We start from the raw sequence: 13,453 nt of genomic DNA, 5'->3' as shown, positions 1-13,453 counted from the left end.
GAGACCGGGAGACCGAGGGCTCCGGGGTCCGGGGGTCAGCCCAGGGTGTCGGCCGCGGTCTGCGAGGAGTCGCGCAGGAAGGACGAGCAGCGCTCGTACTCCTCCTGCTCGCCGATGGCCTGCGCGGCGCGGGCGAGGGCGTGCAGGGCCCGCAGGAAGCCGCGGTTCGGCTCGTGCTCGAACGGGACGGGACCGTGTCCCTTCCAGCCCGCCCGGCGCAGGGCGTCGAGCCCGCGGTGGTAACCGGTGCGCGCGTACGCGTACGACTCGACGACCCGGCCGCCCTCGAACGCCTCGTCGGCGAGCTGCGCCCAGGCCAGCGAGGACGTGGGGTACTTCGCGGCGACGTCGGCGGGCGCCGTGCCGGCGGCGAGCAGCTCACGCGGCTCCGGATCGTCGGGCAGATGGGTCGGGGCGGGGCCCCCGAGCAGGTTCTCGTGGATGGACATGCCCCCAGTGTGCCTGCCCCCCGCACCACCACCAAGACCACCCGCCCGCACCCCCCGCGCGGCCCGCCCCGGGCCCCGCCGCGGCCCCTCCGGGCATGCCACGGGCCCGGCCCCCACCCGAGGGGGGACCGGGCCCGTGACGGCGTCCGTGCCGGTGCCTACTTGATCCGGGTGCCCGTGGAGCGCAGGTTCGCGCAGGCCTCGGTGACGCGCGCGGCCATGCCCGCCTCGGCGGACTTGCCCCAGCTGCGCGGGTCGTAGACCTTCTTGTTGCCGACCTCGCCGTCGACCTTCAGCACACCGTCGTAGTTGCGGAACACGTGGTCCACGATCGGGCGGGTGAAGGCGTACTGGGTGTCGGTGTCGAGGTTCATCTTCACGACGCCGTTCTCCAGCGCGGTGGCGATCTCCTCGGCGGTGGAGCCGGAGCCGCCGTGGAAGACGAAGTCGAAGGGGGAGGTCTTGCCGTACTTGGCGCCCACACCCTCCTGGAGGTCCTTCAGGAGCTCCGGACGCAGGACGACGTTGCCCGGCTTGTAGACGCCGTGGACGTTGCCGAAGGACGCGGCCAGCAGGTAGCGGCCCTTCTCGCCCAGACCGAGGGCCTCGGCGGTGCGCAGCGCGTCGTCGACGGTCGTGTACAGCTCGTCGTTGATCTCGTGGGTGACGCCGTCCTCCTCGCCACCGGTCGGGGTGATCTCGACCTCAAGGATGATCTTGGCGGCGGCGGCCTTGGCCAGCAGCTCCTGGCCGATGGCCAGGTTGTCGGCGAGGGTCTCGGCGGAGCCGTCCCACATGTGGGACTGGAAGAGCGGGTTCTGGCCCTTGGCGACGCGCTCCGCGGAGACGTCGAGCAGCGGACGGACGTAACCGTCCAGCTTGTCCTTGGGGCAGTGGTCGGTGTGCAGCGCGACCGTGATGCCGTACTTGGCGGCGACGACGTGCGCGAACTCGGCCAGGGCGACGGCGCCCGTGACCATGTCCTTGTTGTACTGGCCACCCAGGAACTCGGCCCCACCGGTGGAGATCTGGACGATGCCGTCGCTCTCCGCCTCGGCGAAGCCGCGCAGTGCCGCGTGCAGGGTCTGGGTCGACGTCACGTTGATGGCCGGGTAGGCGAACTTGCCTGCCTTCGCCCGGTCGAGCATCTCGGCGTAGACCTCGGGGGTTGCGATGGGCATCTGTCCGCTCCTTGGTATGTGCGGGTGTGCGTGCTTGGTCCCTGACCTGGGGGCGACGTCATCGTCGCCCCCATCTTTCCAGACTCCCGCCGCGGCTCCACTCCGCCCGTGGGCGCCGGAAGGGCCGCTGAGCGGCACGAGGGGCGGGCGGTTTCGCGTGAAACCCCCCGCCCTCAGGAAACGCGCAGGTCAGGCCAGGTCGAGGTCGGCGACCGAGTACACGTGGACATAGGGCAGACCGGCCTCGGCGACGGCGGGGGCGGCCCCCCGCTCCACGATCACGGCGACGGCGACGACCTCACCGCCGGCCTCGCGCACCGCCTCGACGGCGGTGAGGGGCGACCCGCCGGTCGTGGAGGTGTCCTCGACGACGAGGCAGCGGCGGCCCTTCACGTCCGTGCCCTCGATCCGGCGCTGCATCCCGTGCGCCTTCTGCGCCTTGCGGACGACGAAGGCGTCCAGGCTCTTCCCGCGCGCCGCGGAGGCGTGCAGCATCGAGGTGGCGACCGGGTCGGCACCCAGGGTCAGCCCGCCGACACAGTCGTAGTCCAGCTCGGCCGTGGCGTCCAGCATCACCTGGCCGACCATCGGTGCGGCCTTGCCGTCCAGCGTGATCCGGCGCAGGTCGATGTACCAGTCGGCTTCCAGACCCGAGGAGAGGGTCACCTTGCCGTGCACCACGGCCTTGTCCTTGATCTGCTGGAGCAGCTCAGCACGTACGTCAGTCATGCCCACGAGGGTAAGCGCTGCCGCGACCGGCCCGGTCCTCCCGGCCCGGTCGCCGGTGGTCAGAGCCGCTTCCAGCTCCAGGTCATCCCGATCTCCAGCGGGTCGATCGGGGTGACCAGGCGGGGCGTGGTGTTCAGGCCGTTCGGCGGCCCCGACTGCGGTTCCACGCAGACCGCCTCGTCCTGCTCGTCGTAGATCACCACCCACTCGTCCCGGCTCTTCACCGTCAGCTCCAGCCGGCCGGGCCAGGTGAGTTTCACGTCGACACCGTCCGGCATCCCGAAGCAGTCGTCCCAGGGGCCGGGCTCCGGTTCGATCCGCCGGCCGGTCGGGAGGTGGTCCTCGCCCCGCTCCTCCTGCCAGGCGGCCTCGAAGGAGATCCGCACGCCCTCACCGCCGATGTCGCGGAGGAACCAGGGGTGCCACCCGGCCTGCGCCGGGAAGGAGTTCTCGTACGTCTCCACGCCGAGCCGGACCGTCAGTTCGTCCTCGGTCAGCTCGAAGGACTGGGTGACCCGGCCCTTGTACGGCCAGGGGTCGGCCAGGTCGTAGAAGAAGGCCGCCTCCGTGCCGCTCTGCCGGGCGAGCTGCCACTCGGTGTCGCGCCCGGTGCCGTGGATGGCGTGCGGCGGCGCGTTCAGCGGCAACCGGTGGAGTTCGGCGCCGTTGCGGAACAGGCCGTTCCCGGTACGGCCGCACCACGGCACCATCGGGAAGGAGCCGTACCGCTCGCCCTGGCGCAGCAGTTCGGTCCCGCCGACGCGGAAGCTGCTGATCCGGCAGCCGTGGACGGGATCGACGGTCAACTCGGTGTCGCCGGCGGCCAGCCGGACGTTCTTCGTCACTCTGCTCACGCCATGACACTACTTGCGCGGGCCGCCGGCCACCGCCGCCCCCGTTGCCGCCGTGTTGCCACCGCGGTGTCGCGGTGGTGTCCCACCGTGGTGCCGCGGTGGCGTCGCCGCCGCTGTCTCAGCGCCGTCGCCGCAGGGCCCGGCCCACCACCACGGCCGAGGCGATCGCCAGGGCCGCCACGGGGGCGTACCGGCGTACGACGGCACCGGCGCCGCCCGACCCGGGCGACGGCACGGGGGCGTACCGGCCGCGCGGCGGGGCGTGGTCGACCTCCTCCGTGCTGCGGCCGATCATCGTGCGGCGGGCGTGGGCGGCCTCGGCCGGGGGCCCGTCCGGCACGGTGAACTCCAGCCCGGCGGCCGGGTCCAGCGACGACGGGGGGACCGGCGCGTCGAACACCGAGTCCCCACCGCCCGCCTCGTCGTCCGGCAGCTCCTCGTCATCCGCCATTTCCAGACCCAGGAGTTCCTCGTCCGGGAGTTCCAGGCCCGGGAGTTCCTCGTACGGGAGTTCCGCGTCCGGGAGCGCTTCGTCCGCCGGCCCCTCGCCCCGGAGCGCTTCGTCCGACAGCCCCTCGCCCAGCGGGGAACCGCCCGCCGGCCCCTCGCCCGGCGACTCCTCGTCCAGCGGGGCCCGGTCCGCCGGCAGCGCTGCCGCGGCGCCCGCCGCGCCTGTGGCACCCACCGCGCCCTCCGCGCCCTCCGTGCCCGTGGACCCTGTGGCGCCCTCCGTGTCCCGCGAGGCCAGGGACTCGGTGACCAGCTGCCGTGTGAAACGGTCCAGCAGCCGGTGGGCCGCGGCGGCCGCCGCCTCCTCCGGGACGTCCACGATGCGGCCGTCCCCGCTCACGGTCCCGGCGAACCCGATGGTCGTTCCGCCGTCCGCCGGTGCGAGGCCGATGATCAGCGCCAGTTTCGCCGAACCGGTGCCCCGGGCCTCCACGCCCTCGCCCGCCACGGAGAACGTGTCGCCTCCGTCGGCCGGGCGTACGGTCAGCGCACCCCGGTAGGTGATCGTGTGACCACCGATCCGCACCTTCAGCCGCCCGGTCAGGGCGGGCTCCTCGGCATCCTGCTGGAGGTTCGGCACACAGCGGGCCACCCGGGCGGGGTCTCCCAGCGTCCGCCGAAGGGCCGCGACCGGAACCGGAACGAACACCTCATGCTCCATACCGACCGAGCCTACTCAGCCATGGCCGTCCCGTCAGCGCTTCCATGTCCGTACACACTCCGGGCACGGTGTGTGACCGGCCCGCCGGTGACCGGCTCAGTACCGCGGGTGCACCAGCGTCGACGGGGGCACCGTCCCCGGCCGGGACCGCTCCGCCGCGCGCCCGGCCTCCAGCAGCCCCCGCTCGTCCAGCGACATCGGCTCGGGTATCCGCGGACCGAGCCGGAGCCGCCCGGCCTCCCCCCGCCGGGCGGCCAGGACGAATCCCCGGCCGGGCGGCTCCCCGCCCCCGTACTCCGGACGGGCCGGGCCGTCCGGGCCGCCCGGGCCGCCGGCGGGCCGGTCCCCGACGCGGTACGGACGGGTCACGAGCCCGCCCGCGCGCACCGACGCCTCCACCGTCCAGAAGTCCCCCGCCCCGGTACCGGGCGGTCCGGCGTGCACCACCAGCCGTCCGCCCGGCGCCAGGGACCCGGCCACCAGTCCGTAGAACTCCGCGGAGTAGAGCTTGGTGCTGTCGGATATCCCGGGGGCGGGCAGGTCCGAGATCACCACGTCGAAACGCCGGTCCCCCGCGCGGAGCCAGCCGAAGGCGTCCCGGGCGACGGCCGTGAGCCTCGGATCGTCGTACGCGTGCCCGTTGAGGGCGGAGAGCGCCGGGTCCCTGCGGGCCAGTCGGGTGAGTTGGGCGTCGCGCTCCACGACCACGACGGACTCGACGTCCGGGTAGCGCAGCACTTCCCGGGCGGCCAGGCCGTCCCCGCCGCCGAGGACCAGCACCCGCCCGTGCCGCCCCGCCATCGCCGGATGCACCAGCGCCTCGTGGAAGCGGTGCCCGTCGTCCGAGCTGACCCGCAGCCGGCCGTCCAGGTACAGGCCGAGCGGCCCGCGGCCCGCCCCGGTGAGGACCACTTCCTGCACCTCGGTCCGCACGGCGACCCGGACGTCCTCGCCGTACACCGCGCGGCGCGCCGACCGCTCGAAGTCGTCGACGAGGAACGTGCCCGAGGCCAGGGCGGCGACCACCACCGTGTCGACCACGAGCAGCAGCCGGCGGGAACGGGGGTCCAGGTCCCCCCGGAACGCCCACAGCACCAGCGCACCGCCCGCCGCCGCGTTGACCGCCCCCGTGACCAGGGCACCGGTCAGCTGGCCCATCGTCGGCAGCAGCAGGAAGGGGAAGGCGAGCCCGCCCACCAGCGCGCCCACGTAGTCCGCGGCGAAGAGATCGGCGACGGCTCCGCCCGCGTCCTGCCGGTCGACCCGCTGGATCAGCGTCATCAGCAACGGGATCTCCGCGCCGATCAGGACACCGATCGCCAGCGAGAAGGCGACCAGTACATGGCGTGACTCCCCGAGCCAGGCGAAGGAGGCGTACAGCACGAGCGCCGAGGCGCCACCGGTCAGCGCGAGCACGGCTTCGAGCAGGCCGAAACAGACGACGGCCCTGCCGCGTAATCGTTTCGCGAGGAGCGAGCCGATGCCCATCGCGAACACCATCACGGACAGGACGACGGAGGCCTGGGTGACCGAGTCGCCGATCAGATAGGTGGCCATCGCCACCAGTTCGAGCTCGTAGACCAGACCGCACGCGGCGCAGACGAACACCACGGACAGCACGAGGAACCGGCCCGTCCGCGGCCCCATGGGGGACACGGCCGCGCTCCCTCGCAGCGCCGTCTGCTGGTCGATCATGAAAACAACGCTACGTGATCAATCCACTGCACCGTGTCACCCACACGGGTGTAAGTACCCCACAGGGCGCCCCTCGCCCGGCGGGCACCCCCTCACGGCACCGGGACCGCCGTCCGCACACCCACCCGGGTGCGGGTGACGACCAGTTGGCCCTCCTGCGGGTAGGCGTGCCACGTCCGCCACCTCACCTGGCCTTCCGTCCGCTGGGCGAGCATCGCGGTGAACGCGTGCGGGCTGCCGGGAAACGTTCCGGCCAGACCGTGCGGATGGTCGGCGACCAGGGCCAGCAGTTCCTGCGCGCGTCCCGCGAAGGACCCCTCGGAGAGGGTCTCGACGCGCGCCGCGAACTCGTACTCCCAGTCACCGAACCGCTTGGCGACACCCAGGGGCAGTGGCGTGCTGCTGCCCGGCATACAGGCCACGGTCTCCGAGCAGGAGCCTTCCTCCTCCTCCAGCAGCACCTGGTGGGAGGCGCCGAGCAGTCTCATCTGGAGCGTGGCGCCCGCGAGGCGGAGATCGAGTACGGCGAGGGCGGGCAGCGGCTCACGGCCCAGTGCCCAGGCCAGATCGGTGGCGCGGGTGTCGGAGTAGGAGGTCTGAAGGGTCGTGAGCATTGGAGCGGCTCCGCACACACATGTGGATCAGGGACAGGGGTCCCCGGCGTGGTGCACATGGGGACGGGAGAAGCCCGAACCGGCCCGACCGGGCTCGGGGGCTGAATGTTCTATAGAAAGAGGAAATCATGAAGTAAGCGACACCCGCAGCCCTTTCGCTCAACTTCCCGCCGTTTCCATCCGGTCGGGGGCAGACCGGTTCATCTGTTCCTGCCGGAGCGGCCCGTGCGCCCCCGGTACCGCGCCAACGGCGAAGGGCCCGGTGGGAGTTGACCCCACCGGGCCCCACCGGACCCCACCGGACCCCACCGGACCCCACCGGACCCTGGCCGCAGACGGTAGGCCGCGGTCCGGACCGGCCTGCGGACGCCGGACGGCCTCAGTCCCCGCCGCCTCCCCCGCAGCCTCCGCCGCCCCCGCAGGAGTGGCCGCCCGACCCGCTGTCGCCGGACCACCAGCTGCCCCCGTCGGAACTGTCACCGCTCCCGGAGCTCCCGGAGCTCCCGGACCCGCTGTCCGCGCTCCGGCCGTTCCGCCGCCCGGAGAGCGGCTTGCTCCGGGCGCCCGGCCGGGCGAGGGCCGCTATACCCACGCACACGATCAGCACGAACACGATGAAGAAGACGAACTCCACCGACCTCACATCCTTCTGTCCCCCGAAGCGAGGTCCCCGCTTCTCAAGTGACCAGGGGATTCCCATCCCCCTCCGCCGTCAAAGCGGACTTGAGCAACTCCAGAGCTTCGCCCGGAGGATGATGACGTCCATGACACAGGGACGACCTCTGCTCAACCGCCGCCTGGCCGGGTTCGGTACGACGATCTTCGCCGAGATGACGGCACTGGCCCTGCGCACCGGGGCCATCAACCTCGGCCAGGGCTTCCCCGACACCGACGGCCCCGAGGAGATCCGCGAGGCCGCGGTGCGCGCGCTGCGGGCCGGACACGGCAACCAGTACCCGCCCGGACCCGGCGTCCCGGAGCTGCGCTCGGCGGTCGCCCTGCACCAGCAGAGCCGCTACGGGCTGGCCTACGACCCCGACAGCGAGGTCCTGGTCACCGCGGGCGCCACCGAGGGCATCGCCGCCGCCCTGCTGGCCCTGGTGGAACCCGGTGACGAGGTCATCGCCCTGGAGCCGTACTACGACTCCTACGCCGCCTGCATCGCCATGGCGGGCGGTACCCGGGTCCCGGTGACGCTGCGGCCCGACGGCGGTGTCTTCCGGCTCGACCCGGACGAGCTGCGCGCCGCCGTCACGCCCCGCACCCGTCTGATCCTGCTGAACACCCCGCACAACCCCACCGGGACCGTCCTCACCCGCGAGGAACTGGCCGGCATCGCCGAACTCGCCTGCGAGCGCGACCTGCTCGTGGTCACGGACGAGGTCTACGAGCACCTGGTGTTCGAGGGCGAGCACATCCCGCTCGCCTCGTTCCCCGGGATGCGCGACCGGACGGTCACCCTCAGCAGCGCCGGGAAGACCTTCTCCTTCACCGGCTGGAAGGTCGGCTGGGTCAATCCCTGTTCGCCTACCTATTGGGCACTGGCCGCGTGACCACCCGCCCGGCATCGGTCAGGATGACGCTCGAAGCGTCGACGGACATCCGAGTGAGGACGGTGGAGACATGAGCGGCAGGCCGCTGCTGAACCGCAGGCTGGACGGGCTCGGGACGACGATCTTCGCGGAGATGTCGGCTCTGGCGACGGCGACGGGCGCGATCAACCTGGGCCAGGGCTTCCCGGACACGGACGGCCCGGAGTCCGTACGCGAGGCGGCGGTACGGGCGCTGCGCGAGGGCCGCGGCAACCAGTACCCGCCGGGCCCCGGCATCCCGGAACTCCGCCAGGCGATCGCCGACCACCAGCGCCGCTTCTACGACCTGAGCCTCGACCCGGACACCGAGGTCCTGGTCACCGCGGGCGCGACGGAGGCGATCGCGGCGACCATGCTCGCTCTGCTGGAGCCCGGTGACGAGGTGATCGCCTTCGAGCCCTTCTACGACTCCTACGCGGCCTGCATCGCCATGGCCGGCGCGAAGCGGGTACCGCTCACCCTGCGAGCCCCGTCCTTCCGCCCGGACCTGGACGAGCTGCGATCCAAGATCACCCCGCGCACTCGCCTCCTGCTTCTCAACACCCCGCACAACCCGACCGGGATGGTCCTCACCGCCGACGAGCAGAGCACCATCGCCGCGCTCGCTGTCGAGCACAACCTGCTCGTGGTCACCGACGAGGTGTACGAGCACCTGGTCTTCGACGGCGCCGCCCACGTCCCGATCGCGAGCTTCCCCGGCATGCGCGAGCGCACCGTCTCCATCTCCTCCGCCGGCAAGACCTTCTCCTTCACCGGATGGAAGGTTGGCTGGATCATGGCGGACGGCCCGCTCGTCTCCGCAGTCCGGACCGCAAAGCAGTACCTGACGTACGTCAGCGCGGGCCCCTTCCAGTACGCCGTCGCCGAAGCGCTCCACCTCCCCGACTCGTACTTCGACGACTTCCGCGCCGACCTGCAACGCAAGCGCGACCTGCTCGGCGACGGCCTGCGCGCGGCCGGCTTCGGTGTCTACCAGCCGGAGGGCACGTACTTCATCACCACCGACATCACTCCCTTCGGCGAGAAGGATGCCTACGCCTTCTGCCGCGCCCTCCCCGAACGCTGCGGCGTCGTCGCCATCCCCAACTCCGTCTTCTACGACGACCCCGACGCCGGCCGCACCCAGGTCCGCTTCACCTTCTGCAAGAAGGACGACGTCCTCCACGAGGCCACCAGCCGTCTGCGGCGCTTGGTGACCTGAACTCACGAGCACTTTGCCCTGAATGGGGTTCGGTTAAGACGCTGTTGTCTTTCCGAGTCTGACGACTGTGTTTTCGCTGGTCCGGGGTGGGGGTGGCATCGGTGTGGGAGTGATGGGGTGTCGTTTCGTTGCTCTCGTGGAGGTCGTGGATGCCGTCGGTTGTCGGACTGCTGGAACAGCACGAGCTTTCCGCTCGTCGTCGTGTGGACGGGCTGCGTGAGGAAGCGGACCGCATCCAGGCCGAGCTCGCGGTGGCCGAGCAGGAGTGGTCGGAGTGGATGATCGCCCGCGAGCGTGTCGGTGCGGTGCTGTCCGCGCCGGGCGGTGGCTCAGCCGGCGTTGTCGCCACCGACGTGCCAGAGGGTGTTGTGACGGGAGCCGAGGTGGAGGCGTCTCCGCCTCTGGCGGTGAAGGCGAGGTCGCAGGTTCCGATGTGGCGCGAGGGGCTGGCCGCGACGGCACTGTCGATGGACTACCAGCGCATCCTGGCCTCGGTCGAGGATCGGGGCCGTCTCGGTCAAGGGCCGCTGACCTGTCAGGAGATGGCCACCGCGTTCGGCCTGGACGTGGTGTCGGCCAAGGTGGAAGGGCTGCGGTCGAAGGCGAAACGCCTGGTTTCGCGGGGCTGGCTGGCCGAGCCGGCACCGGGCCGGTTCACCCTCGCGCGGAGCGTGAGCGGGCCAGGCGGCGGGTCATGATCATGGTCATCGACCAGTAGATCATCGCCTCGGCGCTGCTGGTGGATCGTTCGAAGTCACGGACCAGGCGGCGGCTTCGCATCAGGTGGGCGAAGAGCCGCTCGACGATCCACCGCTTGGGCAGCACCACGAAGCCGCGCATGTCGTCGCTCCGCTTGACGATCGCCAGGACCAGCGCGAGGGCGGCCAGGCAGTGCTTGACGAGGCTGCCGGTATAGCCGCCGTCAGCCCAGACGAGTTCCAGCCGGTGGTGAGCGTCGGTCACCCGCTCGAGCAGCACCTTCGCTGCGACGCGGTCGCCAATGTCCGCCGCGGTGACCATGACGCCCAGCAGCAGGCCGAGAGTGTCGACCACCACGTGTCGTTTGCGGCCGTTGACCAGCTTCCCGCCGTCGAAACCGCGGCTGTCGGCGCCGACGACGGCGTCCGCCTTGACGGACTGCGAGTCGATCACGCCGGCCGTCGGTTCCGCATCTCGCCCCGACGCTTCGCGGACCCTGCCGCGCAGTCGGTCGTGGAACTCTCTGACCAGCGTGTGGTCGCGCCAGCGGCGGAAGAACGCATAGACCCGGTCCCACGGCGGGAAGTCGGCCGGCATGGCCCGCCACTTCGTTCCGTTGTCGACCAGATAGCGGATCGCATCCAGTATCGCCCGGTGGCAGTACGCCTCCGGCTGCCCGCCCCGACCTCGCAGCCAGCCCGGCACCGGCAGCAGCGGCCGGACCACAGACCACTCCGCGTCCGTCATGTCCGAGGGATACCGCCGAACACGCTCTGGATGGTCGGCCGCATTCCCGAACCGATGAGCGACACAATCACACGACAGAGCAGCCGAGTTGAACTGCACCGGCGCGAGCACGTACAACTGCGGCAACAGGGTCTCCTGGATCTCGGTTGGCTTCGCAACCCCGAGCTACCAAGAGGCCCTGCCTTCATGCCCGCAGCCGGCCACGGTCACCCGAACGAGACCCCCGTTCGACGCCCACCCCTCAGGATCGGAACGACAACAGCTACTAAGGAACCTACTGGCTTCAATGGCGTTTCCGCAGTTCAGGCGGTTGATGTGGGGCGGTCTCAGATGGCTCGGGAGAGGCTTGGAGAATGGGTAGGCTCCCGGAGAGATCGCCGCCAGCATCAGACGCCGGGCCGCTGTTGGCGGCCCGGCCTCCCCTGTCCCGCCCTCCGATCAGAGGTGCAGGATCCAATCGAGCAGCCAGAGGGCTGCTACACCCGCTACAGCCGACACTGCGCCCTTGAGTGCCTGGACGGTGAGCACCCAGCGGAGGAACCGCAGTCGGCGCCGCACCCGCGGCGAGGGCCACCCCTGCACCGCCCCTTCGGAGGCACTGCCGACGCGGGGCGAGCGGCGCAGGGCAGCCTTGATCTTCCTGGCAAGGAGTGCCAGGACAGCCTTACACTTCAACGTGAAGCTCCTGATCAGTGAACTAGTCGGGATGTTTCCGCGGGGAAGGCGCCGGCTCAGGTTGGTAGCCAGGCGGCCGGGCCTTTCCCGTGTTGCGACTGACGATACGCAATGGCACGCATGGGGCGGTGGAGCTGAGCGAAAACGCACTCGGACCCCATTTTGCCACCCGTGAGGATTGCGGTGCAGATCATCCTAGCCGAATGCGGTACATGGCGAGGGCGACCGCCACCTCCGTCGAATCCTTTCCCACGCTTCTCGCGTAACGGATAAGTGCCTCCATTTCCACCTCCATCCCGGCACGTGCCAGCTTGTCGGCGGCGTAGGCGATTTCCGATTCCTCCCATGAGGCGGCCAGGTCGGCAAGCAGGGCGATCCTCCGGTCGGCCTTCATTTCGGCCAGCGCCCCGAGGAGATCCGGAGGCGCGTCGAGCCGGTCGGCACTCACCGGCGAAGAACTGCGGCCGTTGCGCCGGTCCCCCTTGCCGGATGCCACCCCGTTGCGCCGGTCCCCCTCCGAACAGGTGCAGTCGGCTGAAGGGTGCCCCTTCGACCGCCGGGCTGCGCACAGCAGCGCTTGGAGTTCGGCAGGTTCGGGTTCAAGCACTACCCCCACGCGGCAGGCACCCTGCTGCGCCAGCTCGGACATACGGCGTACCGCTTCCCTGTCAGGAAGCCGCCGCCCGTGGAGCCAGTGGGACAGCTGGGATGGCGAAATACGCAGGGCCTCCGCTGCGGCATACAAGGCAGCTCCCGGCCGGACGTACTGGATGACGATCCTCAGGGCTGCAGCGAACTCCTTTACCTCACTAGTGGTGCCGGATGCGTACGAACTTCCGATATGTCCTGAAGCTGGCACAGCGAGGACCCCTTCCGGTTGCCGGGATTGCACACGGAGACGATCAATCAGCCTGAGCCTACCCGTTCGCAGGGTGCGCGATCCCGGGTTCTCCGCCCACCAGGCGGACTATTTTCAACGAGAGACCGAAGCGGCTGAAACAGTAAATTCCGGGCAATTTGGATGGCCATCTTTACTGAAGTTGTAAAGATGGCTGATCACTGGAATCGATAGCGCTTTCCATGCTAGTAATGGGTGGCTGTATGGGCCGTTGGCGCCTTTCACTGCCCTCTTGAGGAGGTTTGACTCGAATGGAAGCACCCCTGCCCTCTTGGCTGGATCCCGGCCTGGGGACGATGAAGCGCGCTGCACTGTGGCTTGTGTCCGAGGTCGGAGTGGGCAAGACGTTCACCAAGGAGCAGCTCCGTGCCGCCTTCCCTGGTGTCTCGCAGGTCGACCGCCGCATGAGGGACCTGCGGGACTTCGGATGGCGAATCGATACGAACCGCGAGGACGCGACGCTGGACTCTCACGAGCAGCGCTTCGTCGAGCAGGGCGATCCGGTCTGGTTGCCCGGGCGGGCGACACGCAGGGCCGGCACTGCAGCCATCGGCGCAGGACGGCGGCGGGAGGTTCTAGCGAGGGACGGGAACATGTGCCGCTCCTGCGGTATCACCCCCGGTGAGCTGTACGACGGCACAGACGAAGCCGCCCAGCTCGACATTGCTCGGAGAGAGGTCATCAAGCCTGGTGGAGGCCGGACAACGGAGTTGGTCACTGAGTGCCGGCGGTGCAGAGTCGGCGGCCGTGCGCTAATGGCGGATCTCGGCGAGGTCATCAGGGCAGCGGCGGCACTCAGCTCTTCGGATCGCCGCGTTCTGGAGGGCTGGTTGGCTGACGACCAGCGGGAGTTCACCGCGCTGGACCGACTCTGGAGTGCTTACCGCTCCCTGCCTGAAGAATCGCGAGCGAAGCTGCGCTCACAGCTTGGTGCCGCCTGAAGCCGAT

At 70.5% G+C, this 13,453-nt stretch carries 13 protein-coding genes and 1 pseudogene; 4 read left to right on the top strand and 10 right to left on the bottom strand.

Translation table 11 applies throughout. The features are described from left to right. Positions 1-35 precede the first annotated feature (35 nt). The 7 genes from CP967_RS18140 to CP967_RS18110 all read right to left on the bottom strand — a co-directional run bounded on the left by CP967_RS18140 (position 36) and on the right by CP967_RS18110 (position 6,693). On the bottom strand, positions 36-449 hold the full coding sequence (locus CP967_RS18140) for a DUF3151 domain-containing protein (protein ID WP_150488975.1): 414 nt from the start codon (positions 447-449) through the stop codon (positions 36-38). Positions 450-607: 158 nt separating this feature from the next. Next, positions 608-1,630: a class II fructose-bisphosphate aldolase gene (fbaA, locus tag CP967_RS18135; RefSeq protein ID WP_150488974.1), complete on the bottom strand. Its 1,023-nt coding sequence runs from the start codon at positions 1,628-1,630 to the stop codon at positions 608-610. A 189-nt stretch (positions 1,631-1,819) separates the two neighbouring features. Beyond that, entirely contained in the window at positions 1,820-2,359 is a 540-nt protein-coding gene (gene pyrE, locus CP967_RS18130; protein WP_150488973.1) for an orotate phosphoribosyltransferase, read from the bottom strand. A 59-nt stretch (positions 2,360-2,418) separates the two neighbouring features. Beyond that, positions 2,419-3,213 carry an aldose epimerase family protein gene (locus CP967_RS18125; RefSeq protein ID WP_150488972.1) on the bottom strand — a complete coding sequence of 265 codons (795 nt, stop codon included), beginning with the start codon at positions 3,211-3,213 and terminating at the stop codon, positions 2,419-2,421. 118 nt (positions 3,214-3,331) lie between these two features. Further along, positions 3,332-4,384 (bottom strand): SRPBCC domain-containing protein, encoded by a 1,053-nt coding sequence (locus CP967_RS18120; RefSeq protein ID WP_190175150.1) that lies wholly within the window; start codon positions 4,382-4,384, stop codon positions 3,332-3,334. Between the two features lie 96 nt (positions 4,385-4,480). Then, the gene (locus tag CP967_RS18115) at positions 4,481-6,079 is read right to left on the bottom strand and encodes a polyamine aminopropyltransferase (protein WP_150488971.1); all 1,599 of its coding nucleotides are present in this window, start codon (positions 6,077-6,079) and stop codon (positions 4,481-4,483) included. Between the two features lie 92 nt (positions 6,080-6,171). Further along, positions 6,172-6,693 carry a DUF2617 family protein gene (locus tag CP967_RS18110; protein ID WP_150488970.1) on the bottom strand — a complete coding sequence of 174 codons (522 nt, stop codon included), beginning with the start codon at positions 6,691-6,693 and terminating at the stop codon, positions 6,172-6,174. A 755-nt stretch (positions 6,694-7,448) separates the two neighbouring features. On the opposite strand from CP967_RS18110, the pseudogene CP967_RS18100 reads away from it, so the two are divergent. The 3 genes and pseudogenes from CP967_RS18100 to CP967_RS18090 form a co-directional block, all read left to right on the top strand. Further along, positions 7,449-8,207: pseudogene (locus CP967_RS18100) on the top strand (aminotransferase class I/II-fold pyridoxal phosphate-dependent enzyme); the annotation flags it as partial. Between the two features lie 109 nt (positions 8,208-8,316). Next, positions 8,317-9,486: a pyridoxal phosphate-dependent aminotransferase gene (locus CP967_RS18095; protein ID WP_150488968.1), complete on the top strand. Its 1,170-nt coding sequence runs from the start codon at positions 8,317-8,319 to the stop codon at positions 9,484-9,486. Positions 9,487-9,635: 149 nt separating this feature from the next. Further along, on the top strand, positions 9,636-10,184 hold the full coding sequence (locus tag CP967_RS18090; RefSeq protein ID WP_150488967.1) for a hypothetical protein: 549 nt from the start codon (positions 9,636-9,638) through the stop codon (positions 10,182-10,184). Here CP967_RS18090 and CP967_RS18085 read toward each other — a convergent pair. The 3 genes from CP967_RS18085 to CP967_RS18075 all read right to left on the bottom strand — a co-directional run bounded on the left by CP967_RS18085 (position 10,141) and on the right by CP967_RS18075 (position 12,256). Next, the gene (locus tag CP967_RS18085) at positions 10,141-10,932 is read right to left on the bottom strand and encodes an IS5 family transposase (protein WP_150488966.1); all 792 of its coding nucleotides are present in this window, start codon (positions 10,930-10,932) and stop codon (positions 10,141-10,143) included. The genes CP967_RS18090 and CP967_RS18085 overlap by 44 nt on opposite strands. A gap of 438 nt (positions 10,933-11,370) precedes the next feature. After that, positions 11,371-11,607: a hypothetical protein gene (locus CP967_RS18080; protein ID WP_150488965.1), complete on the bottom strand. Its 237-nt coding sequence runs from the start codon at positions 11,605-11,607 to the stop codon at positions 11,371-11,373. Between the two features lie 190 nt (positions 11,608-11,797). Then, a complete protein-coding gene (locus CP967_RS18075) occupies positions 11,798-12,256 on the bottom strand; it encodes a hypothetical protein (protein ID WP_150488964.1) in 459 nt (152 codons plus the stop codon). A 500-nt stretch (positions 12,257-12,756) separates the two neighbouring features. Here CP967_RS18075 and CP967_RS18070 point away from each other — a divergent pair, with 500 nt between their 5' ends. Next, positions 12,757-13,446 (top strand): HNH endonuclease, encoded by a 690-nt coding sequence (locus CP967_RS18070; protein ID WP_150488963.1) that lies wholly within the window; start codon positions 12,757-12,759, stop codon positions 13,444-13,446. The last annotated feature ends 7 nt before the right edge of the window (positions 13,447-13,453 follow it).

Source organism: Streptomyces nitrosporeus, assembly GCF_008704555.1.
Classification (GTDB): Bacteria; Actinomycetota; Actinomycetes; order Streptomycetales; family Streptomycetaceae; genus Streptomyces; species Streptomyces nitrosporeus.
This window is presented reverse-complemented; position numbering and strand designations above follow the sequence as displayed.